This is a genomic window from Parasaccharibacter apium, from assembly GCF_002917995.1.
Taxonomy (GTDB): Bacteria; Pseudomonadota; Alphaproteobacteria; order Acetobacterales; family Acetobacteraceae; genus Bombella; species Bombella apis.
The window spans coordinates 100,052-120,608 of record NZ_LMYH01000012.1; the positions used below are offsets into that span (position 1 = coordinate 100,052).

General features: G+C 56.4%; 20 protein-coding genes. 10 read left to right on the forward strand and 10 right to left on the reverse strand.

What is annotated here, in order from left to right; genetic code table 11:
• Positions 1 to 2 precede the first annotated feature (2 nt).
• The 3 genes from ASO19_RS05140 to spt all read left to right on the forward strand — a co-directional run bounded on the left by ASO19_RS05140 (position 3) and on the right by spt (position 3,283).
• On the forward strand, positions 3 to 1,751 hold the full coding sequence (locus ASO19_RS05140; RefSeq protein ID WP_043560091.1) for a fatty acyl-AMP ligase: 1,749 nt from the start codon (positions 3 to 5) through the stop codon (positions 1,749 to 1,751).
• A gap of 81 nt (positions 1,752 to 1,832) precedes the next feature.
• The gene (locus ASO19_RS05145; protein WP_043561221.1) at positions 1,833 to 2,087 is read left to right on the forward strand and encodes an acyl carrier protein; all 255 of its coding nucleotides are present in this window, start codon (positions 1,833 to 1,835) and stop codon (positions 2,085 to 2,087) included.
• Positions 2,084 to 3,283 (forward strand): serine palmitoyltransferase, encoded by a 1,200-nt coding sequence (gene spt / locus ASO19_RS05150; protein ID WP_103765545.1) that lies wholly within the window; start codon positions 2,084 to 2,086, stop codon positions 3,281 to 3,283. The genes ASO19_RS05145 and spt overlap by 4 nt, the downstream gene beginning before the upstream one ends.
• An 89-nt stretch (positions 3,284 to 3,372) precedes the next feature.
• On the opposite strand, the gene ASO19_RS05155 is transcribed toward spt, so the two are convergent.
• Positions 3,373 to 4,308 carry a hypothetical protein gene (locus ASO19_RS05155; protein WP_103765546.1) on the reverse strand — a complete coding sequence of 312 codons (936 nt, stop codon included), beginning with the start codon at positions 4,306 to 4,308 and terminating at the stop codon, positions 3,373 to 3,375.
• Positions 4,301 to 5,287 carry a diacylglycerol/lipid kinase family protein gene (locus ASO19_RS05160; RefSeq protein ID WP_248460666.1) on the reverse strand — a complete coding sequence of 329 codons (987 nt, stop codon included), beginning with the start codon at positions 5,285 to 5,287 and terminating at the stop codon, positions 4,301 to 4,303. Before ASO19_RS05160 ends, ASO19_RS05155 begins: the two co-directional genes overlap by 8 nt.
• 147 nt (positions 5,288 to 5,434) lie before the next feature.
• On the opposite strand from ASO19_RS05160, the gene ASO19_RS05165 reads away from it, so the two are divergent.
• From ASO19_RS05165 to ASO19_RS05185, 5 genes are read left to right on the forward strand one after another with little or no spacing between them, the layout of a single operon-like run.
• Entirely contained in the window at positions 5,435 to 6,352 is a 918-nt protein-coding gene (locus tag ASO19_RS05165; protein WP_086431406.1) for a metallophosphoesterase family protein, read from the forward strand.
• Positions 6,346 to 7,515: an LptF/LptG family permease gene (locus ASO19_RS05170; RefSeq protein ID WP_081563172.1), complete on the forward strand. Its 1,170-nt coding sequence runs from the start codon at positions 6,346 to 6,348 to the stop codon at positions 7,513 to 7,515. The genes ASO19_RS05165 and ASO19_RS05170 overlap by 7 nt, the downstream gene beginning before the upstream one ends.
• On the forward strand, positions 7,512 to 8,612 hold the full coding sequence (locus tag ASO19_RS05175; RefSeq protein ID WP_052349056.1) for an LptF/LptG family permease: 1,101 nt from the start codon (positions 7,512 to 7,514) through the stop codon (positions 8,610 to 8,612). The genes ASO19_RS05170 and ASO19_RS05175 overlap by 4 nt, the downstream gene beginning before the upstream one ends.
• On the forward strand, positions 8,609 to 9,415 hold the full coding sequence (locus tag ASO19_RS05180; RefSeq protein WP_043560082.1) for a sterol desaturase family protein: 807 nt from the start codon (positions 8,609 to 8,611) through the stop codon (positions 9,413 to 9,415). Before ASO19_RS05175 ends, ASO19_RS05180 begins: the two co-directional genes overlap by 4 nt.
• Positions 9,412 to 10,167, forward strand: a complete 756-nt coding sequence (locus ASO19_RS05185) for a nucleotidyltransferase family protein (RefSeq protein WP_103765547.1) — start codon at positions 9,412 to 9,414, stop codon at positions 10,165 to 10,167. The genes ASO19_RS05180 and ASO19_RS05185 overlap by 4 nt, the downstream gene beginning before the upstream one ends.
• A 53-nt stretch (positions 10,168 to 10,220) precedes the next feature.
• Here ASO19_RS05185 and ASO19_RS05190 read toward each other — a convergent pair whose 3' ends face one another.
• A complete protein-coding gene (locus ASO19_RS05190; RefSeq protein WP_043560078.1) occupies positions 10,221 to 11,108 on the reverse strand; it encodes a glucosamine inositolphosphorylceramide transferase family protein in 888 nt (295 codons plus the stop codon).
• Between the two features lie 167 nt (positions 11,109 to 11,275).
• Between ASO19_RS05190 and ASO19_RS05195 the strand changes: the two genes are divergently transcribed.
• Together ASO19_RS05195 and ASO19_RS05200 are read left to right on the forward strand one after the other, a co-directional pair.
• Positions 11,276 to 12,082: an inositol monophosphatase family protein gene (locus ASO19_RS05195; RefSeq protein WP_103765548.1), complete on the forward strand. Its 807-nt coding sequence runs from the start codon at positions 11,276 to 11,278 to the stop codon at positions 12,080 to 12,082.
• A 49-nt stretch (positions 12,083 to 12,131) separates the two neighbouring features.
• The gene (locus tag ASO19_RS05200; protein ID WP_052349055.1) at positions 12,132 to 12,833 is read left to right on the forward strand and encodes a lipid-binding SYLF domain-containing protein; all 702 of its coding nucleotides are present in this window, start codon (positions 12,132 to 12,134) and stop codon (positions 12,831 to 12,833) included.
• Between the two features lie 99 nt (positions 12,834 to 12,932).
• Here the strand turns inward: ASO19_RS05200 and mltG are convergent, their stop codons facing one another.
• The 7 genes from mltG to ASO19_RS05235 all read right to left on the reverse strand — a co-directional run bounded on the left by mltG (position 12,933) and on the right by ASO19_RS05235 (position 20,555).
• Positions 12,933 to 14,003 (reverse strand): endolytic transglycosylase MltG, encoded by a 1,071-nt coding sequence (gene mltG, locus ASO19_RS05205; protein WP_103765549.1) that lies wholly within the window; start codon positions 14,001 to 14,003, stop codon positions 12,933 to 12,935.
• A gap of 43 nt (positions 14,004 to 14,046) precedes the next feature.
• Positions 14,047 to 15,330, reverse strand: coding sequence for a beta-ketoacyl-ACP synthase II (gene fabF, locus ASO19_RS05210; RefSeq protein ID WP_043560074.1), 1,284 nt, complete (start codon positions 15,328 to 15,330; stop codon positions 14,047 to 14,049).
• A 127-nt stretch (positions 15,331 to 15,457) separates the two neighbouring features.
• Entirely contained in the window at positions 15,458 to 15,700 is a 243-nt protein-coding gene (locus ASO19_RS05215; RefSeq protein ID WP_043560073.1) for an acyl carrier protein, read from the reverse strand.
• Between the two features lie 163 nt (positions 15,701 to 15,863).
• Entirely contained in the window at positions 15,864 to 16,607 is a 744-nt protein-coding gene (fabG, locus tag ASO19_RS05220) for a 3-oxoacyl-[acyl-carrier-protein] reductase (protein ID WP_043560072.1), read from the reverse strand.
• A 13-nt stretch (positions 16,608 to 16,620) separates the two neighbouring features.
• Entirely contained in the window at positions 16,621 to 17,565 is a 945-nt protein-coding gene (fabD, locus tag ASO19_RS05225) for an ACP S-malonyltransferase (protein ID WP_103765550.1), read from the reverse strand.
• A gap of 48 nt (positions 17,566 to 17,613) precedes the next feature.
• On the reverse strand, positions 17,614 to 18,339 hold the full coding sequence (locus tag ASO19_RS05230) for a glycine betaine ABC transporter substrate-binding protein (protein ID WP_043560070.1): 726 nt from the start codon (positions 18,337 to 18,339) through the stop codon (positions 17,614 to 17,616).
• A 122-nt stretch (positions 18,340 to 18,461) separates the two neighbouring features.
• A complete protein-coding gene (locus ASO19_RS05235) occupies positions 18,462 to 20,555 on the reverse strand; it encodes a M13 family metallopeptidase (protein ID WP_181005203.1) in 2,094 nt (697 codons plus the stop codon).
• Positions 20,556 to 20,557: the final 2 nt, after the last annotated feature.

The following is a 20,557-nucleotide window of genomic DNA, read 5'->3' on the forward strand; positions in this document are numbered from 1 at the left end:
GTTTGACCGAGGCCAATCAGAAACCCACTCCCACACTCTCCATCACCCCGAGCCGCTCCGGCATCGAGCGCCGCTATGGAGACTTCCCCAGCTTCCCCGCTGCCCTTGACTACGCAGCACAGGGGGCCAGTGGCTTCAATATCTATTCTGGACGGGGAACCCTGCTGGAAGTCCTCCCCTACAGCAAGCTGCGACAGCAGGCCCATGCCATGGCCCGCCGCCTGCTCGGCCTTGGACTGGAGCCGGGAGACAGGGTGGCCATTGTTGCGGAAAGTGACGGTGATTTCGCCCGCATTTTCTTCGGTTGCCAGTATGCCGGTCTCGTCCCCGCCCCCCTGCCCCTCCCTGTCGCTTTTGGTGGCAAGGAAGGGTACATCGAGACACTGCGTGGCATGATCACAAGTGCGGATGCCAGAGCCGTTGTCGTCCCCAAGGTCATCGGTGACTGGACAGCCGATATCGTCGCTGGTTTTTCCCTTCTCTTTGGCGGGTCCCCGGCTGAACTGACAGCCTGTGAGGAAAAGGATATTCCGCTGCCGGAAATCAGTGAGGATGCTCTCTCCTACCTCCAGTTTTCATCGGGCAGCACTCGCTTTCCCATGGGCATCAGTGTGACGCAGAAAGCCGGAATGGCCAATGCTCACGCCATTGCCCGTCATGGTCTCCAAGTCTATCCCAGCTCTGATGAGCGGGATGACCGTTGCGTCTCATGGCTGCCGCTTTATCATGACATGGGGCTTGTCGGTTTTTTCCTGACGCCCATGACCTGCCAGCTTTCTGTCGATCTCCTGCCCACACGGGAGTTTGCACGCCGTCCGCATATCTGGCTGGAGCTGATTGCCCGCAACAAGGCAACCATGTCCTACAGTCCTTCCTTTGGCTACGAGCTCTGCGCCCGCCGTGGCGCCCGGGAGGATATTGATCTTTCCTCATGGCGTGTGGCCGGCATCGGCGGTGACATGATCCGCCCGCACATCATCCACAATTTCGCCGAGACTTTTGCCAAACGTGGCTTTGATGAAAAGGCCTTCGTCGCCAGCTATGGCATGGCCGAAACAACTCTGGCCATCAGCTTTGCCCCGCTCAACACCGGGCTGCGTACAGATACGGTCGACCTCTCCATCATGGAACGGGAAGATTATGCTCAGCCGGCTGAGAAAGGTACCGATACAGCACGTGACTTCGTGCTGTGTGGCGTCTGCCTGCCCGGACATCAGATCGAAGTGCGTGACGGTTCCGGCAAGGCACTGAAGGAACGTCAGGTTGGCACCGTCCATGTCCGCGGCCCCAGCCTGATGAAAGGCTATTTCAACCGCCCGGACGAAACGGCAAAGGCCTTCTCCGGGGATGGGTGGCTGAATACTGGCGATATCGGCTACATGCTTGATAACCAGATCGTCATTACCGGGCGTGCCAAGGATCTCATCATCATCAATGCCCGAAACATCTGGCCGCAGGACCTGGAATGGGCCGCAGAGCATGAAGTCGACTCTCTCCGTTCCCGTGATGTCGCCGTCTTCTCGGTTGAAGATGGCCAGGGAGAGCGGGTTGTGGCGCTGGTCCAGTGTCGCTACACGGAAGAAGAACCCCGTAGCAGACTGAAAGAAGAACTGGTTGCCCTGTTCCGCCGTCTACATGGTATTGATGTGGATGTGGTGCTGGTGCCGCCACGGTCTCTGCCCCAGACCTCATCGGGGAAGTTGACCCGGGCTCGTGCCAGGGCCATGTACCTCAACAAGGAATTCGCCTGAGAGCTGAAGAGGCCATTCCCAAATATGAGAAGGAAGGTCATGCTGGTCTTCCTTCTTCGCTTGGTCACGAAGGGACAAGACATGACAGACAGTGTTGCTGATATCTCTCACATGATTCTCCAGAAACTTCTGGAAAACCCGAAAGTGCCACGCGACATTTCCGAAGACAGTCGGATCGTGGAAGACTTGGCCTTCGACAGTCTCGCCGTCATGAATTTTGTGATGGAGATTGAGGATATGCTTGATGTCTCCGTCCCTCTCGACAAGCTTGCAGACATCCGTACCATAAAAGATCTCGCTTCCTGTCTGCATACCATCAAGGCAGAACAGGCATGAGCGCTGGCATTTTTGACAAATACGCCACTCTGAAGGGAAATTACGACTCCCTCATGGCTGCAAGCCCGAGGAATCCTTTTGGCGTCGTGATAGAGCGCCCTCTTTCCGCTACGGTCGGTATCATCGAGGGGCGGGAAACCCTTCTCTTCGGTACCAACAATTACCTTGGTCTCAGCCAATCCACCGCAGCACGGGACGCAGCCATCCATACGGCCAAAACCATGGGCGTGGGCACTACAGGCTCCCGCATTGCCAATGGTACGTTCGAACTGCATCAGCAGTTGGAAAAGGCTCTAACGTCCGTTTTCAGAAAAAAACACGCCATGGTGTTCTCGACAGGATACCAGGCCAATCTGGGGACGATTTCAGCCCTCGTGAACAAGGATGACATCCTTTTTCTCGATGCTGACAGCCATGCTTCCATCTATGATGGAGCCCGCCTTTCTGGGGCACAGGTCATCCGCTTCCGGCACAATGACCCGGCGGACCTGGAGAAGCGTGTCGCCAGAACAGCCAAAACGACCGGGGCCCGCCTGATCATCGCTGAAGGCATCTACTCCATGACGGGGAACATCGCTCCCCTCAAGGAGTTCGTCGAGGTCAAGAAGCGCCACAACATTCCCCTGATGGTAGATGAGGCCCATTCTTTTGGTGTGCTGGGCGAGCATGGCCGTGGCGTTGCAGAAATGCAGGGCTGTGAGGACGATATCGACTTTATCGTCGGAACGTTCTCCAAATCTCTCGGGACGGTCGGGGGATATTGCGTAACGGATCATGATGAAATTGATCTCATGCGCCTCTGCTCCCGCCCCTACATGTTCACAGCCTCGCTGCCACCTGAAATCATCGCAGCAACCCTGGCGGCTCTCGAGGAAATCCAGAACCGTCCTGATCTGCGCCAGAAACTGCAAGATAATGCAGCCCGACTGCATCAGGGATTCAAGTCTGTCGGACTGAACACGAGCAGCTTCGTCTCCCCGGTCATTGCCGTCACGCTGGAAGATATTCCGCAGGCCATTACCTTCTGGAACGCACTCCTTGATGCCGGAGTCTATGTCAATCTCTCCCTGCCTCCGGCAACGCCGGACAACAGGCCGTTGCTGCGCTGCTCTGTCATGGCGGCACATTCTGCTGCCGAAATTGACCGGGCTGTAGAGACATTCGGCACCATCGCCAAGGAACTGAAGCTGGTCTGATCCCGCCCGACAGGCCGAAGCCCCCAAAGCAGGATCATGATTCCGCTTTGGGGGCTTTTCTTTTGATAAGCATCCCCATCAGGCCGTTGTCATGATCTCCCTGACCGGAGATGCCGGGCCCGCCAAAGAAAAAGCGGCAGGGTCAAAATAGGGTGCCTTTTCTCAAAAACCGATACGTGGATCGTCTGTCCCGTGTGCCGCTGTATTTTCCACAGCAGATAGCTCACCCCATCCCTGAACGTAAACGCTGCCTTGATGAGACGTGCCACGTTCAACGGCTTCCCAAAGGCTTTCACCCTTCCCCAGTCCCGTGTTGCCTTGTCTCTCGCTGAAGCCGTAAGCTGGGGAAGCAGAACGTCTCCCTGCGCAGCATAGCTCAGGGAGGCCTGCCTCCAGGCTGCTTTCAGCAGGATTTCGTATCGCTCTTCTCTTCCTGCCAGAAGGTTGTGGCTGCGTCCCTTCTTTTCCACACGCAGCTCGGCAGCGTAGGTATGGGCAAACAGATCGTGCCAGTATACGTCCGCCCTGCCCTGCTCAGGTCCCAGCAAGGCCGCCCAGCAGGATGCCGTAACCACACATTGGCTAATGGCCTGTAAAAGACGATCAGCACTTCCAGCATCACGTACCCAGACCAGACGCACCGGCTGGCAGAAGCGGGCCCATATGGTCGTATCCACTGTAAAAAGCGTACTGCGCCCGAGAAACTGCGCTATGGACAGAAAGGCAACTTTTGCCCGTATGGTCCGCCCCTCTACCTCATGTTCCATGTAATAGACATTGGGGGGAAGAAGACGATTGGCCATACGGGCCAAGGCATGTCCACCCAGACTTTCCGGCCGGTCTGTGATGACATAGAAATCAACGATCCCCTCGGGATCAACCTTGCGGAGAACCGATCCATAAAATAGGACACCGAGCGGCGGCCTGCGCAGCCGGCTGGCAACAGCCTCTGCAAACTGGGCGAGCTCTTCAGCTACGGGCGTTGTCAGCTCATTGATGAGCGTCTTCCTGATGATGTCAGACATGGACAAACCGAAAGGCCGGTCCTTCTTCCAGTTTCAGGCGGCCACCGGCAGAAACTGGAAAGACCTCACCATCCAGAACAAAATCACTGTCTGTTTCAAGCTGCATCGCCCGGGCAGTAGCGCTCGTGTAATCCTTGTGTGCCCGCAGCCATTCCGGTGCCCGCCCCCTCAGAAGGTTGAAACAGGCCTTCGGCAACGCCTCAGGAAACGCATGGACATCAAGAAAATGGAACCCGTCCCTACTGGTATCTTCATTCCAGAATGGCCAGATGCCATGAGACAGTTTTTCCAGCGCTGTCGTCATGAAAAGGAAGCTGCGCCCCTCCCTGCCTGGCACAGGCAATCCCGTTCCCTCTGCCGACCAGGAGAGCCTGTCCCCATTCATCCAGGAATGGCGGCTGCGACGGAAAAGAAGGCTCGCCATGCTGCTGAAGAGCGTAAAGAAAACAGCAAGATCATGCGGAGCAAATTTCAGGACATTCGGCGAATGAGCGATACGGACAGCTCTGGCATATCCCGTACAGCCACCAAACATGCCCAGTACCGAAGGCCGTTCTCCATCCGGCCAGGACAATCTTATGGGCGTCCTAATACAGCTTTTCAGCCCTTCAGGGCGCAACAGACGATCAATGGCGGCCTCGCCATGCAGGCCGAACCCGACATCACCGGCTATGAGATTGGTATTGCCGGAAGGCAGAATGGCCACGGACGGCAGGGGACAGTCATGATAGACAGAAGCAATCGCTGTCAGACAGGCACTGACCGTACCATCCCCCCCACTGATGGCAATCAGATCCACACCCCGGCTTTTCAGTTCAGTCAGATGCGCAGGGAGATGGCTGTCATTTAGAGCAGATACGCAGAAATCCCCCATTTTTTGCCGTGCCATTCGCACAAACTGCCCTTTGTCCTGAGCATTTTTGCGGCTGTTGGGGTTATGTATCAGGGCCGATTGTACGACATTCATCAATTTCTGCATCTATCCACCACGCATCCGCCCAGAAACATAAAAAGCCAGGCTATTTCATACGCTGGCCGAACCCCTTTAACATGGCTATGCTAAGGGGGCCAGCAAGGAGTTTTTCTCCTGAGAGATCACCCGCCCCTTCATGGATATGGTGCAACAATGCTTTCCGACCCGTCCGCCACTGCATCTTCCCGGCGTGACCTTTCTGTCTGTCTGGCCCATATGTCAGACCCGCATCTGCCTCCCCCCACCATCGCATGGTCTGCCTTCCTCAACAAACGTCTGCTCAGCCGCATTCTCTGGGTCAGCAGACGGAAGCATGTCCTGCTGCCATCCGTCACAGCCGAGCTGCTCGAAAACATCGCCTCCCACAAGGAACTTTCTGCCCTGCTCATCAGCGGCGACATAACAAATTTCGGCACGAAGGAAGAATATCGTCAGGCGGCTGCCTGGCTGTCCACCTTGCCTCTCACTCCCGTCGTCGTACCAGGCAACCATGACTTCATGGCACCCATTTCTTACAGGAACAGCCTGGCACAGTGGGAAACGTGGTCCGACAGTGCCTTTCCTTTTGTCCGTTTTTTCGGAAGGGTCGCCGTCATCGGGCTCAACTCCGCTCTGCCAACCCCTCCTTTTACCGCCTACGGACGCATCGACAGGAAACAGCGCCAAAAACTGGCAAGCCTTCTTGCGAAATTGGGTGAAGAAGGATACTGCCGGGTTGTCATGCTTCATCATCCCCCTCGCAAAAAGCTGCTGCCTTTCAGGAAATCCCTGATCAACACGCCAGCCCTGTCCAGCCTCCTGCGTCGCCATGGAGCAGAACTGGTCCTGCACGGACACTCTCACGATGCAACCATAACCACCGTCGAGGGGACAGACATACCCCTTCTGGGGGTCGGCGCTGCGGCCATGAACAGCCAGAATCCCGAGCGCAGGGCCTCATGGAACCATCTTACCTTTACCCCGCATGAAGAAGGATGGCAGATCAGGCTCATCCGCCGAGACCACACGGGGCACCCCTTTTCCCACATGGAATGGTTCTCCAGCATTTCGGCAAGGCAGCCTGCATGTTGATACGAAGTACCCTGCCAACACTGGATCGCTACCTGCTGAAGCAGCTGATTCCCCCCTTCACGATTGCATTGGGGACGATGCTTGTTGCCCTGCTGCTAGAGCGACTGCTGACGCTGTTCAACCATCTGGCCAGCAGCGGCAGCTCCATTGCCACACTGATCACGCTTCTCAGCGATCTCCTGCCCCATTATATGGGACTGGCGCTACCGGCTGCCCTCTGCATCGCAATCTTCATGACCGTCAACCGGATGAGCGATCACAACGAGATTGACGTGCTGTGTGCCGGCCATATTTCCCTGCTGCGCATCAGCCAGCCTTACATCAAGGTCGGGGCCATATTGGCCACCCTCAGCCTGCTCCTGTACGGCTACATTCAACCGATTGCCCGATATGACTACCGGGAAGGATTCTATTTCGCCAAACATACGGGCTGGGCACCCCACCTTCAGTCTGGCATGTTCGCCTCAACATCTTCCACCACCATGCTGACAGCAGACCGTGTCGACCATGGTGGGGCCCGTCTGAAAAACATCTTCATCCGCAATCTGAAGGATAATGGAAAAGCTGAGCTCATCACGGCTCCCAGAGGGCTGCTGACCATTTCTGAGCGGGACCAGGCCACCCAGCTCGACCTCTGGGATGGGCAGGTCATTCACGTTAACACACCAGATGTGCCTGACGACCATGCTACCGTTACCCATTTTGAACATATAGCCCGTGTCATCGAACGCAGCAAAAGCCGAAAAGCTTTTCGATCCCGTGGTGATGATGAACGGGAAATGACCACACCCGAGCTGTTCCAGGCCCTCCGCCACGGCTCCCCACGCATTTCCTACATCGTGCTCCGCTCCGAAATGGATTTCCGTCTGGCACGGGCCATCAGCATCATGTTCATTCCACTGCTTGCCATCGCTTTCGCCATCGGGCGCAAGCGTCGCCGATCCGTGGTCGGGCAGATCATGCTCGCCATCATTCTGGTCGGCTTCAATGAGGTTCTCCTTTTTGGGCACAGCATGGCCACAAATGGAAAAGCCTCCGTCTGGCTGACAATCTGGGTTCCCGAATTCCTCTTCTGCATTGGCTGCACGGCAGCCCTGCTGGCACGCTCCCAGGTCTCCTGGCGTCACAGAAAACCGGTACTCCTGAACAGGACGTCACCATGAGAGTCCTGCCCTCCAATCCCACCCTGCTTCAGGTCTTTCTCAAGCCGCTTCTGACAAAGATTCTCCTATGCTGTGGCGTGCTGACAGCCCTGCTCGAGATTCTTGCCCTGCTGGATGATGCCTCCACCATTCTGGACAGGCATCTGGGGATTAGTGGCCTGTTCCGATACATAGGCCTGCACCTGCCAACACTCATCGTTGAAATCATGCCCCTCTCGGTCATGATCGGGGGCCTGTTCACGCTGCTTCAGATGGCACTCTCCAGCGAGATTGCCGTGCTGCGGGCAGCCGGGCTCTCTACCCTCAACATGTTCCGCTACCTTCTGCCCATTCCACTCCTGCTTGGCGTCATCTGCATGGCCGTGCAACTATGGGTCATTCCCCCCTGTGAGCAGGAACTCAACCGCTGGTGGAACGAAGGCGCAACGCAGGCCAATGCCACTGACGATCTACACAGCCTGTGGTTCCGCCTCGGAACAGACATCATCCATGTTGAAACCATCAGCCATGGTGGAAGAAACCTTTCCAAGGTCATCTTCTACCGTCGTCAGGCCGAGAACGGAAACCTGACCGCAGCCCAGTATTATGAAAATCTGGTCCATGAAGGAGGACACTGGGTCAACCATGGCATCGCCAGGCAGCTGACCGTTTCCAACGAACAGACACAGGTTCAGCTGAGCAGCGAACCGCCCCCTCCCACCCTGACGGCATCCCCGCAGGAGATCATCAACATGACATTGCAGGGCGTGTATTATACCCCGCATCAGTTCTGGAAAATTTTCTCGGGAAAAGTGCCATCCAATTTACCTAGGTCAAATTATCTGATGGCATTATATGCTACACTGATGCTGCCGGTGCAGATGGCGGTGATGCTTCTCATCACTCTGCCCATCACCTACATTCCGCCGCGTGCGGGATTGCGGAACCCGTTGCCGGTGTACGTGATGGCGGCTGGTCTGGGAGTGGTCATTCTACAGGGCATGATCTCGGCTCTGGGAAATTCAGGTTCCCTTCCCATATTAATCGCTATAAGTTCGGGCCAGATCGTGGCAGCCCTGTTTGGTCTGGCATGGATACTGCGGATGGAGGAAAAATGAGTACGTTCAAACAATTTTTCCAGGGCACGACTCTCATGCAGAAAGGCAGGAGTTATGATCTGGGAAAAATGAATCTTTCGCAGTTATGGGCGGCTTACCTTACCTATCCGACAATCCTGCTCTATTTTGCCCTGATTATCGGTACGGCCATACTTAGCCTGTATCTGCGTCACAGCTGGTGGGGAGTCCTCATCCCCATTCCCGTCATTGTCGCTGTCTATCCGACAGCCTGGTACATCATCCACCGTTACATCCTGCACGGACGCTGGTTCTACCGGAACCCCATCACAGCCTCCATGTGGAAGCGTATCCATTTTGACCACCACCAGGATCCCCATCTGCTCGAAGTCCTGTTCGGCTCTCCTCTGAACACAGTTCCGACCATGATGGTCATCACCATGCCCATAGGCTGGCTGATTGGCGGCTGGGGTGGAGCTTTTTCAGCACTCTCCACAGCGCTGGTCATGACCTGCATCTATGAATTTTTCCACTGCATCCAGCATCTGGCCTACAAACCCCGCTGGCAGTGGGTGGTGTACATCAAGCAGCTCCATGTCCTGCACCATTTTCACGATGAAGATGGCAATTACGGCATCACCAACTATCTGCCAGATCGCCTGATGGGTACCTTTTACCGGGCCGCCAAGGAACGCCCCCGCAGCCCGTATGTCTTCAATCTGGGCTACACGGTCGAAGAGGCAGAGCGTTATCCTTGGGTCATGCGGCGGACAGGTGCCCCTCCCCGTGACCGGCCGGACCCTGCCCGTGCTCCCAAGAACGAAGAACTTTCCAAGAGCGCATGAACATTCCAGTCCTGATACTGGCCGGGTCGCGTGACGGCGAGCGTGACCCTCTGGCCCGCATGGGGCAGGTATCTCACAAAGCATTGCTACCCATTGCAAACAGCCCCATGATTGAGCGTGTTCTCCATACGCTTGAACAGGTTCCTGAAATCGGGCCAATATGGGTCAGTATCGAACAGCCCGGTCTATTGAGCCATTTGGGGGATCGCGTCACTCTTTTGCGGTCTGCCCCCTCTCCAAGCGAAAGTGTTGCCCAGGCACTCGACGCCATCGGCACGCCCTGCCTCGTCACGACGGCAGACCATGCTCTGCTCCGCCCGGAGTGGGTCAGGGAATTCATCGAAAAGAGTCGGACAGCCAATGTCGACCTGACGGCCGGTGTCGCCTTGAAGGAGACAATCCTGCGGGACGTACCCCAGACCAGGCGGACCTACATCCGCTTGGCAGATATTCAGTTTTCAGGCTGCAATCTCTTCTGGCTAGCTACTCCACAGGCGAAAGCCGTAGTTGCGCTCTGGCAGCGTCTTCAGCGTTACCGGAAACAGCCTCTGCGCATGGCCATGATTCTGGGGCTGCCGACCATTCTGCGTACCCTTACGCGCACGCTCAGTTCCCACAGGCTTGAAGAACGCATACATGCCCTTACGGGCGCCAGAATACGACTTATCCCTCTCTCTGACGGCCGGGCTGCTGTCGATGTTGACAAACCCGCTGACGCAGCTCTCGCAGAGCAGTTGCTGAGTCACCCCTGACATTTCCCTTCATGCCGCCCCATTCTGACAACGGCATGAAGAGAAACACGATCTTACTTCAAAATCTGTCTCTTGATATTGAAGAGAAGAGGTCCCAGTCCGCGGCGTATTTTCTTGAAATCCGCCAGCGTTACATCTCCAGCGGCAGAAAGAGTATGCATGCCGTCTGGATAGTCCCTGATTTCCGGCAGATGCACTGGGACGGAATCTCCCCCGCAAATTGACGGCCTTCCCTTACCAAAGCCACTGATCCGAAGCAGACGGATGCCACCGCCGTATGTCTCCGAACAATCCTGCACTGGCAGGAACACTTCATCGCCCTCAACAAACGGCGTCCCTCCCGGACGGGCACCGCTGCGGTCAATCAGAAAATGCCCCATATCGCACCATGGGCCTGTCAGCTCTTCTGCAAGAGCAATGTGCAATGTGCTCTGCCGTGCCTGTTTAGGGGCAGGTGGTGTCCAGAACAGCCACCAGCGTCCAGCATAATGAAGTGGGGTGGCGTCAATCGCTCCAATGGGGAAGTCGAACATGGGCACACGCTGCCACTCATAGGGAAAGGATGTTGCCTTGTAGAGTGTCAGACGCCCGGACTTGTAGGCCTCCGGCAGCATGTAGGTCACTCCCTCGTGCCGGAACACATAGGGATAAGAGAGATGCCAATCCTCACTCAGGACACAGCGACGCTCCTGCAGGGCGAAGGACTCATCGTAAATGAGAACCTCAATGACACCCTTGGCCTGGCTGTAATCATAATACTCAGCAAAAACATGCAAGCGTCCCCCGTCCCATAGACCAAAAGGATCTGCAAGAAACCCATCCTTTCCACAGGACGGCAGGAACGTCATGTCTATGTCGTCCAGACTGTTCTGCCGGATAACCTGCTCAAAAGGAGCATGAAGAATGGCCGAACGCCAATAGTCCATTTTAAACAGCTTCATCTCTTATCATCCTACGGATACATGCTCATAAAATCATCTTCCACCATACAGAGCTGCCCTCTCCAGTGGAAGAGCTACTGTTCCTCTGGAATGGCTGACAGCCGGAGCATCTTCCTGTACTTTTCTGCCCCAGACACGTCGCAGCTGCCATATTCAAGGATTCATGAATGCCCATCACATACGATACGGATACCGCCATCGACATCCGCTTTCATGCGGCCTGTTCCATCATCAAGGAAGCTGCGGCCCTTGCCCTGAACATGCAGCCTGCCCCCGGTAAGCCAGCTGCTGATCTCAAGGGCCATCAGGACTACGTGACTGAAGCAGACAGGACCGTGGAACAGTTTGTCACGGCCCGTCTGGGAACCCTCTTCCCCGAGGATGCCTTTCTGGGAGAAGAGCATGGCGGCAGCTCATCCGGGCTCTTCCGATGGGTCATAGACCCTATTGATGGCACATCCAATTATGCCAGAGGCCGTAATCGCTGGTGCATTTCTCTAGGCCTCATGCACCGGAATGTCCCGGTGGCAGGTATCATAGAAGCTCCAGCCATCCGGGAAAGCTTTACGGCAAGAAAGGGGAAAGGCGCCTTCCTCAATGGAGCCCCCATCAAGGCATCAACAACCGACAAGATGAGTGAAGCCATGGTGGAAATTGGCTGGTCACCCTACGTCCCCGAAGGCTGGTACCCCGAAAAGATGCAGGCCCTTTTGCACAAGGGGGTCATGCCACGGTCGCTGGGGTCTGGCGCCCTCGCTCTGGCTGACGTTGCCTGTGGTCGCTCGGATGGTTATCACGAATACGTCATCTTCCTCTGGGATGTTGCTGCGGCCCTGGTCCTTCTTGATGAAGCTGGAGCCCACGTGTCACCTTTCCTGAAAATGGGCGGCCTGACGCAGCGTACGACCATCCTCGCCTGTGCCCCGCTGGTTGCGGCAACCCTCTCGAAGACACTAGGCGTTACACTAGATTAAGTTTATAGTTCCAACGTGCATCCGTTTTCAGCCTACAGAGAGGTTTCCGATGTCCAAGTCATTTTCCTACATCTCACGGACTGTTTCCATTGCTGCGGGTGTTGGCATGCTCGCCATGAGCGCCTGCGCCGGTGACGCGGCCGCTGCCAAGATTTCCAAACAGCAGGTTCTCGTAAACAAGGCTACATTCGCCGTGCAGTCCGCTCTGCTTGACTCCAAAGTCAAGGAAAAGACGGCCCATGTACTTGGCGAGACAAAAGCCGTCGTGATCTGTCCCGACGTCACGAAGATGTCTCTCATCGTTGGTGGTACCGGTGGGCGTTGCGTCCTGCTGGCCCGTGGTGCCAACAATTCCTGGTCTGACCCGGCTTTCTATAACCTGAGCGCAGGCTCCTTTGGTCTTCAGGCTGGTTATCAGCACAGCCAGCTTTTCTTCTTCATCACGTCCCAGAAAGCACTCCTGAACCTGATGGATCACGAGTTCAGCTTTGACGCCAGTGCCGATGCTGCTTTTGGCAATGACAGCAGCAGCACGCAGAACACCCCCAAGGAAGTCTATGCCATGCAGAAGATGAAGGGGGTTTTTGCTGGTGTGTCCCTCGGCAGCAGCAAGCTGAAACCCGATAGTGAGGCGAACCGTTCCTACTACCATCAGGTCGTCGGGCCGGAAGACATCGTCGTGCGGATGCAGGTCAACAACAAGTCAGCCGATGCGCTGCGTCGTGTCGTCATGAAGGCCTTCAACCAGTAAGATTGAGGCAGATCATACGGTCTTCTCACAGATGGGGGCATTATCCAGAAGTGGATAATGCCCCTTCTTCTTTTCAGGTATCCCGCTGCACAGGAAAAATTACTGGGCTGCCGCTTTTTTCATACGGCGATAGGCACGGACGTTATCCGTCTGTTCGGCAAGGGTATGGGCAAAATTATGCCCCCCATGTCCTGTTGCGACAAAATACAGCGCATTACCCGAAGCGGGATGAGCTGCTGCCTCCAACGACTCACGACCAGGCGAACAGATAGGCCCCGGAGGCAGACCCGGATGAAGATAACTGTTGTAGGGGCTTTCTGTCTGCAGGTCCTCATGCGTCAAGGGGCGAGGCAGCACCCCATCTCCATCGCTCAACCCATAAATGACAGTCGGATCTGTCTGAAGCTTCATTCCCTGTTTCAGACGGTTCAGGAAGACCCGGGCGATCTGTGGTCTCTCCTCTGCCAAAGACGTCTCCCTTTCCACAAGCGAAGCCAGAATCAGCAGCTGTTCTGGTGTGGTTATGACACCCTGCAAGGCTGATTGATCCCGCTGATCCCAGATCGCCTGAAGCGTCTTACCCATCAATTCTGTCATGTGATGCAGAAGTGCCTGTCGCTCCATGCCCCAGACATAAAAGAACGTCTGAGGTGCCACCTGCCCCTCCTCTATGGTGGGAAGGTCTCCTTGCAACGCAGGTGCCTGCATCAGTAATGTCCTGATGCGCTTTGCTGTCAGGCCCTCCGCTACGGTCAAACTGTGCGTGACAGGATGCCCATGACGGAGAATCTCAAGACTGTGAGCCATGGACACCCGCTCTGGAAACTTCAGTTCCGCTGCGTGAATCGCTCCCTGTGAGCGGGTGGCATACATGGCTACCTTGAAGAACAGGGAAGACACACCACCCCGTGCCAGAATCCCATTTTCCTGAAGGGCTTCAATGACCCGACCAGTGCCACCCTTTGGGATGACAACCACACGCTCTGTCTGTAAAGGCCCCGGGTCTGTGTAATGGCCATACCCGGCGAAAACGGTTCCACCAGCAGCGGCCAGCAGCAAAGCAAAGACCCGTCCTTTTGTCAGGAGACGGAAACGCTTCCTGGCCCTGCTTCCACTCTCTTCTTCAGGCCCCTGTTTTCTGGAAGTGTCTGATGCAGGTTCCTGTGCCATCGTTTCAGTCTCCAGCGTCGAAAATCTGCATCAGACAGTCAGATCAGCCCCTGAACCGCTTCAGAACAAGGCTGGCGTTGGTCCCACCAAAGCCAAAGCTGTTGGAAAGAGCAACATCCACCTGCTGCTCTTTCGCCTTGTGAGGGATACGGTCCATGGCGCTCTCACTGGACGGTTCATCCAGATTGAGCGTAGGAGGCAGGATACCATCACGCATGGCCTGAAGGCAGAAAATGGCCTCCACGGCGCCAGCGGCACCCAGCAGATGCCCGATCGCCGACTTTGTGGACGACATGCTCGTACCAGCAGCTGCATCACCAAACAGGCGCTCTACAGCCCCGAGTTCCAGATCATCCGCCATTGTGGAGGTCCCATGAGCATTGACATAGCCAATCTCGGCAGGGCTGACCCGGGCATCCTTCAGGGCAGCCTGCATGGCACGGAAGGCCCCTTCATGATTCTCCGCCGGAGCGGTGATGTGATAGGCATCCCCCGAAAGACCATACCCAACGACTTCGCCATAAATCTTGGCACCACGACGCTTTGCATGTTCGTACTCTTCCAGCACGACCACGCCGGCCCCCTCACCCATGACAAACCCGTCACGCTGCCTGTCCCACGGGCGGGATGCTGTTGTCGGACTGTCATTGAAACTGGTCGAAAGGGCGCGGGCTGAACAGAAACCGGCAATACCGAGCTCACAGATGGCCGACTCTGCGCCACCAGCAACCATTACCTTCGCATCGCCATGCTGGATCAGACGGGACGCATCACCGATCGCATGGGTACCGGACGCACAAGCGGTCACCACGGCATGATTCGGCCCCTTGAAACCATAACGGATGGACAAATGCCCCGCCGTGAGATTGATCAGCGATGAAGGAATGAAGAAAGGAGAAAGACGACGTGCCTTGCCTGCTGCCACAGCCAGCGAGTTGTCGTAGATCGTTTTCAGGCCGCCAATGCCAGAACCGATCATGACACCTGTTGCACAACGATCTTCCTCTGATTCCGGCTTCCAGCCTGAATCTTCCACAGCCTGGATACCCGCTGCCAGACCAAGATGGATGAACCGGTCCATCTTTTTCTGTTCCTTGACAGGCACCCAGTCGGAAAGGGTAAGTCCACCCTCTTCCGTTGGTCCGGCTGGAACTTCGCCTGCAATTCTCGCCGGAAGATCAGAAGCATCAAACTGTGTGATCGGACCAATGCCGGATTGAGAGTTGATAAGGCGCTTCCATGTCAGTTCTGCACCAACAGCCAACGGGCTGACTACGCCTATTCCCGTAACGACCACACGTTTTCTGTCCGTTCCAGAGCCGCTCATCGCCGCCTTACCTCACAATTCGTAAATACGCATAAAGCGAAACGGACTTGCTCCGCTTCGCTCTTTCAGAACGGAGCGGACTGATCCCCGACCAGCCCGTCCCGTCATCCAATCCCTACACCGGGAATCAGGCAGCTTTCTGCTTGGTGATATACTCGATGGCATCATTCACAGTAGCAATCTTCTCGGCGGCATCTTCCGGAATCTCGACGGAGAATGCTTCCTCGAAAGCCATGACCAGCTCGACCGTGTCCAGACTGTCAGCGCCCAGATCGTCGATGAAGGAAGCATCCGGCTTCACCTGGCTTTCTTCGACGCCCAAATGCTCGACGACGATCTTCTTCACCTTGTCAGCGATTTCGTTGCTCATCTGCCTTAAATCCTTGCTACCCCTACCGGGTGTTTCTAAGAAAAAAACCTGCCTGCCTGTCAGCTTCGGGACATCGGAATGCCCGGCAATGAAGCCATACTCTGAGCCTTTGCCAGGCCAAGCAGGCCGCGCTTAGCATGTTTTCCTGCAAACGCCAACTTTTTCAGACCATGGCCATCCCACCATTAACATGAAGCGTCGTGCCCGTCACCCATGCGGCCTCGTCCGAAGCAAGATAGACAACGGCTGCAGCAACATCCTCCGGGCGCCCCATACGGCCAAGCGGAATGTTACCCAGCAGCTTCTCCCGTACAGCTTCCGGCAGAACATCGGTCATCGCAGTCTCCACGAAGCCCGGTGCCACAACATTGACCGTCACACCACGGCGGCCTGCTTCCTGGGCCAGAGACTTGCTCATGCCCACCAGACCGGCCTTTGCAGCTGCATAATTGGCCTGCCCCGGATTGCCCGTTGTCCCCACAATGGAAGAAATGGAGATGATACGCCCGGTACGGCGCCGCTGCATCCCTTTCAGCGCAGCACGGGCCAGACGGAACGGACTTTCCAGATCGACTTTGAGCACCTGTGCCCAATCATCATCCTTCATCCGCACGGCCAACGTATCCCGTGTCAGCCCCGCATTGTTGACAAGAATATCCAGAGGCTGCCCTGCCACTTCCTCTGCACGGGCCACCAGAGCATCAGCCTGTGCATCATCCGACAGATTGGCCGTGACGACATGCACACGCTCACCACCCAGAGCCGCTGCCACATCCTGGAGGGCTCCCTCCCGTGTTCCGCTCAGCACGACAGTCGCACCACACTCATGCAGCTGACGGGCAATGGCCGCACCAATACCACCAGAAGCGCCGGTCACCAGAGCCAGCTTACCAGAAAGAGAAAACATCAGGACTACCCCCTTACAGGCTTTTCAGCATTGTTTCGATCTCTGCCGGAGTTCCAGCATGATCAGCCGCCAGATCAGGCACGATGCGACGCGCCAGCCCTGTCAGCACCTTCCCGGCACCCAGCTCATGCTGGCAGGTAACATCCTTGCCCGGCATGGAAAGTACAGTCTCCCGCCAGCGCACACGCCCGGTGATCTGCTGGCCCAGCAAGGTACGGATGTCATCAGGCTGAGAGACTGGTTCTGCCGTCACGTTGGCAATGACAGGAATGGCGGCAGGCCGGAACGCTGCCCCTGCCAGAGCCTCTTCCATCTCGGCGGCAGCCGGTGCCATCAGAGAAGAATGGAACGGGGCTGATACGGGCAGCTTCACCACACGGCGGATGCCTCTGTCCTTTGCCGCTGCCATGGCACGGTCCACCGCTGCCATATGCCCCGAAATGACGATCTGCCCACCACCATTGTCATTGGCGATTTCCAGAACATCACCTTCCGCACAGTCTGCACAGATCTCCTGCGCCACATCCGGCTCAACACCCAGAATGGCCGCCATGCCTCCCTGCCCTGCAGGCACGGCACGCTGCATCGCCTGGCCCCGCAGGCGGAGAAGGCGGGCACCCTCGGCAATCCCCATGACACCAGCTGCTGTCAGGGCAGCATATTCTCCCAGGGAATGGCCTGCCAGAAGCATGGCTTTCTCTTTCAGGGCAAAGCCCCCTTCATGTTCCAGCACCCGCACGGTCGCCATGGAAACTGCAAAAAGAGCCGGCTGGGTGTTCTCCGTTGCCGTCAGCTCGGCGGGATCCCCCTCAAAAATCAGCCGGGAAAGATTGGCCCCAAGAGCTTCATCCACCTCTTCAAACACGGCACGGGCAACAGGGAATGCCTTGTACAACTCCAGCCCCATCCCGACAGACTGGCTGCCCTGACCAGGAAACACAAACGCATGACGAGCCATGCAAACACCTCCAGCTTTCAGTTTATCAACGGTGATGACAAAAGAACGTCAGCGGGGAATCAACCGCCCGCGCTGCCATGATTCCGCAGCGTCTCCGGGGCCCATTCCATCAATGCTTACGGCGTAGTCAAGAGCGCTCATGACCTTGTTGCTCAGCATCATGATGGAGAGCTCATCCAGCATGTCTTCATCCACCTCCGCACGAAGCCCCTTGCGCAGAACAAGCCGGGCCGTCTGCACCTCGCCAGCAAGCAGGTCTCCATCAGGAAGACCCTCCAGCATCTCGACATGGAAAACGGCATGAGGCTGCCAGACAGCAACCAGAGGACAATCCCCTGCCTCTTCCGCCTGCTTCAACCGCGGGAAGACCTCTTCCGGCGCAACAACTTCAAGAGGGAGCTCCTTGAGGGCAGGACGCTGCTCAAAAGCTTTCTCCACAAACGGGCGTGCCTCGGCCGTGGTGAGAAGGGAGGTAAAGTCTGCAGCCTTCCAGCCAGCACCCTTCCCTGATTTTTTAAGGGCGGAAAACTGAAGTTCAGGATGATACAGGCTACCAATGGCTTCATGCCCATGAGACAGGATGACTTCATCCTGCGGGAACCATGCCGACACGAGAATATCGACCTCGCCATCGTCCAAAGCCTGTAAACGTTCATCCCGGCTCAGATCAGCATAGGCGACTTCCTCACCATTCGCCTCGATGACACGGGCCACGCCACTGGCACAGGCGGCATGCAACGCCGTGTAAAGATGACCAATAGTGAGATATGACATGAAACAGCCCCGCATGATGAAGAAACAGACCCGGGATAGCCATAGCCCGGCCGTTTGTGAAGCCCCGCCCCCATTTTTCCCTCAGGCAGGGGCTGGCTTCGCAGGACGATGGTCTGCTCCTGTTACCATATCTTGACCCGCTGCTCCGGCGGCAGATACAGCCTGTCTCCCGCTTTCACACCGAACACCTGATACCAGAGATCGATATTGTGAACCGGCATGTTCACCCGGCTGGCAGCTGGAGCATGCTCGTTGGAAAGAACCTGCCGTTTCAGGGCATCTGGCCTGTCCTTCTCACGCCAGACCTGCGCCCAGCCGAGAAACACTCTCTGGTCTCCCGTCCAGCCATGAAGAGGTGCCTCCGTCCGACCATGAAGGCTGTCATGATAGGCCTGCACCGCCAGATTCAGCCCCCCAAGGTCAGCAATATTTTCCCCCATGGTCATCCTGCCATTCACATGCAGGCCGGGAAAAACTTCCTCGGCATCATACTGGGCACCGAGTCTTTTCGCTCTTTCCTCAAAAGCCTGGGAAGACCGGCTGCTCCACCAGTCATGCAGGCGACCATGCTCGTCATAATGACGGCCCTGATCATCAAAACCATGGCTCATCTCATGACCAATGACCCCGCCAATGCCGCCATAATTGACGGCCATATCACCCGTGGGGTCAAAGAATGGCGGCTGGAGAATGGCCGCAGGGAAAACGATCTCGTTCTTTACCGGGTCATTATAGGCATTCACTGTCTGAGGCGTCATGTCCCATTCGTCCCGGTCCACGGGACGGTCGAGCTGGTCCAGACGATGATGCCAGTTGAAAGCGATGCCACGTGAGGCATTGCCATAGACATCGCCCGGGCGAATATCCAGTGCGGAGTAATCCCACCATTTGTGGGGATAGCCCACCTGCATGACAAAATGATCCAGCTTGACGAGCGCCGCCTGACGGGTCGGAGCATCCATCCATTCATTATGCTCCAGCCGCCAGCGGAAGGCCTTCTTCAGCTCCTGGACCAGCCCGGTGATCCGATCCTTCGCCTCAGGCGGGAAATAATGTTCTACATAGAGGCGCCCCAGCGCCCAGCCCATGGCCGTATTCGTAGCACGGACAGCACGCTTCCAGCGGTCGGGCTGGCGCTTCATGCCCATCAGAACCCGACCATTGAAATCAAAAGACGCATCTGAAAACTCACGAGAGAGATATGGCGCTGCATTGTCGGCCAGATGGAAAGACAGCCAGGCCTTGACCGTCCTCCCGTCAGCCCCGGCAATGATCCGGGCCATCTCCGCAATGGATTCCGGTTCACGCACATCGATCACACGCTCCATCAGACCTGCCTCTGGCACCCCCATGGTCCGCAGGTAAGTGACCCAATCCACATCGGGCGCCAGACCAACCAGCTCTTTTACCATCATCGGATTGAACATCTTCACGGGGTCCCGTGTCTGATCACGGGGAGTTTCCACCTTCGCCAGTGCCGTTTCCAGAGCCACAACAGCTGAGGCGTCATTGTCCGGATCAGGCCAGTCCAGCAGTTCCAACATTCTGGCAACATGAGCCCGGTAGGCATTTTTCTGCGGGGCCAGGGCAGGATTGCTGTAATAGCTGATGTCAGGCAGCCCAAGACCCCCACTGATGCCAATACTCATGCCCTGATCCAGCATCAGCATGTACTGTGTCGGATCCTTCTGGTTCTGTTCAATATCCAGAGCAAAAGGGCTGTACATGAGGGAGCTGGCCGAAAGACCGAACAGACGGGCCAAGGATGCCCTGTCATTCATCTCCCGTATCTGGCCCAGCTCCACCTCAAGCGGATCGCCACCTTTGGCATTAACAGTCTTCTGATCGAGAAAGCTGCTATAAAAGGTTGCCAGCTTGCTGCGTTCGTCTCCCACCTCCGCATACGGTAGCAAGGCCTCCAGAAGCGCTTTTTGCCTTACCTGAGACAGTTCAGCGAGAATATGGAAAGGCCCGTAACTGCTCATGTCGTCAGGAATCTTCAGCTGACCGATATAATGGCCGTTGGCATAGGTAAAGAAATCCTGCCCTGGCGGAGTGGCCGGATCCATTCCTGCCTGATCAAACCCCCAGCCATTCCTGTAGGCCTGAGGCGTCTGGGTCTGTGCGTGGCCAGCTGCCCCTGCGGCAAGCCCGGCCCCGATCACCATGAGCATGCTGCACTGTTTCAAGACGGTACGGAATGATGGAATTTTCATGA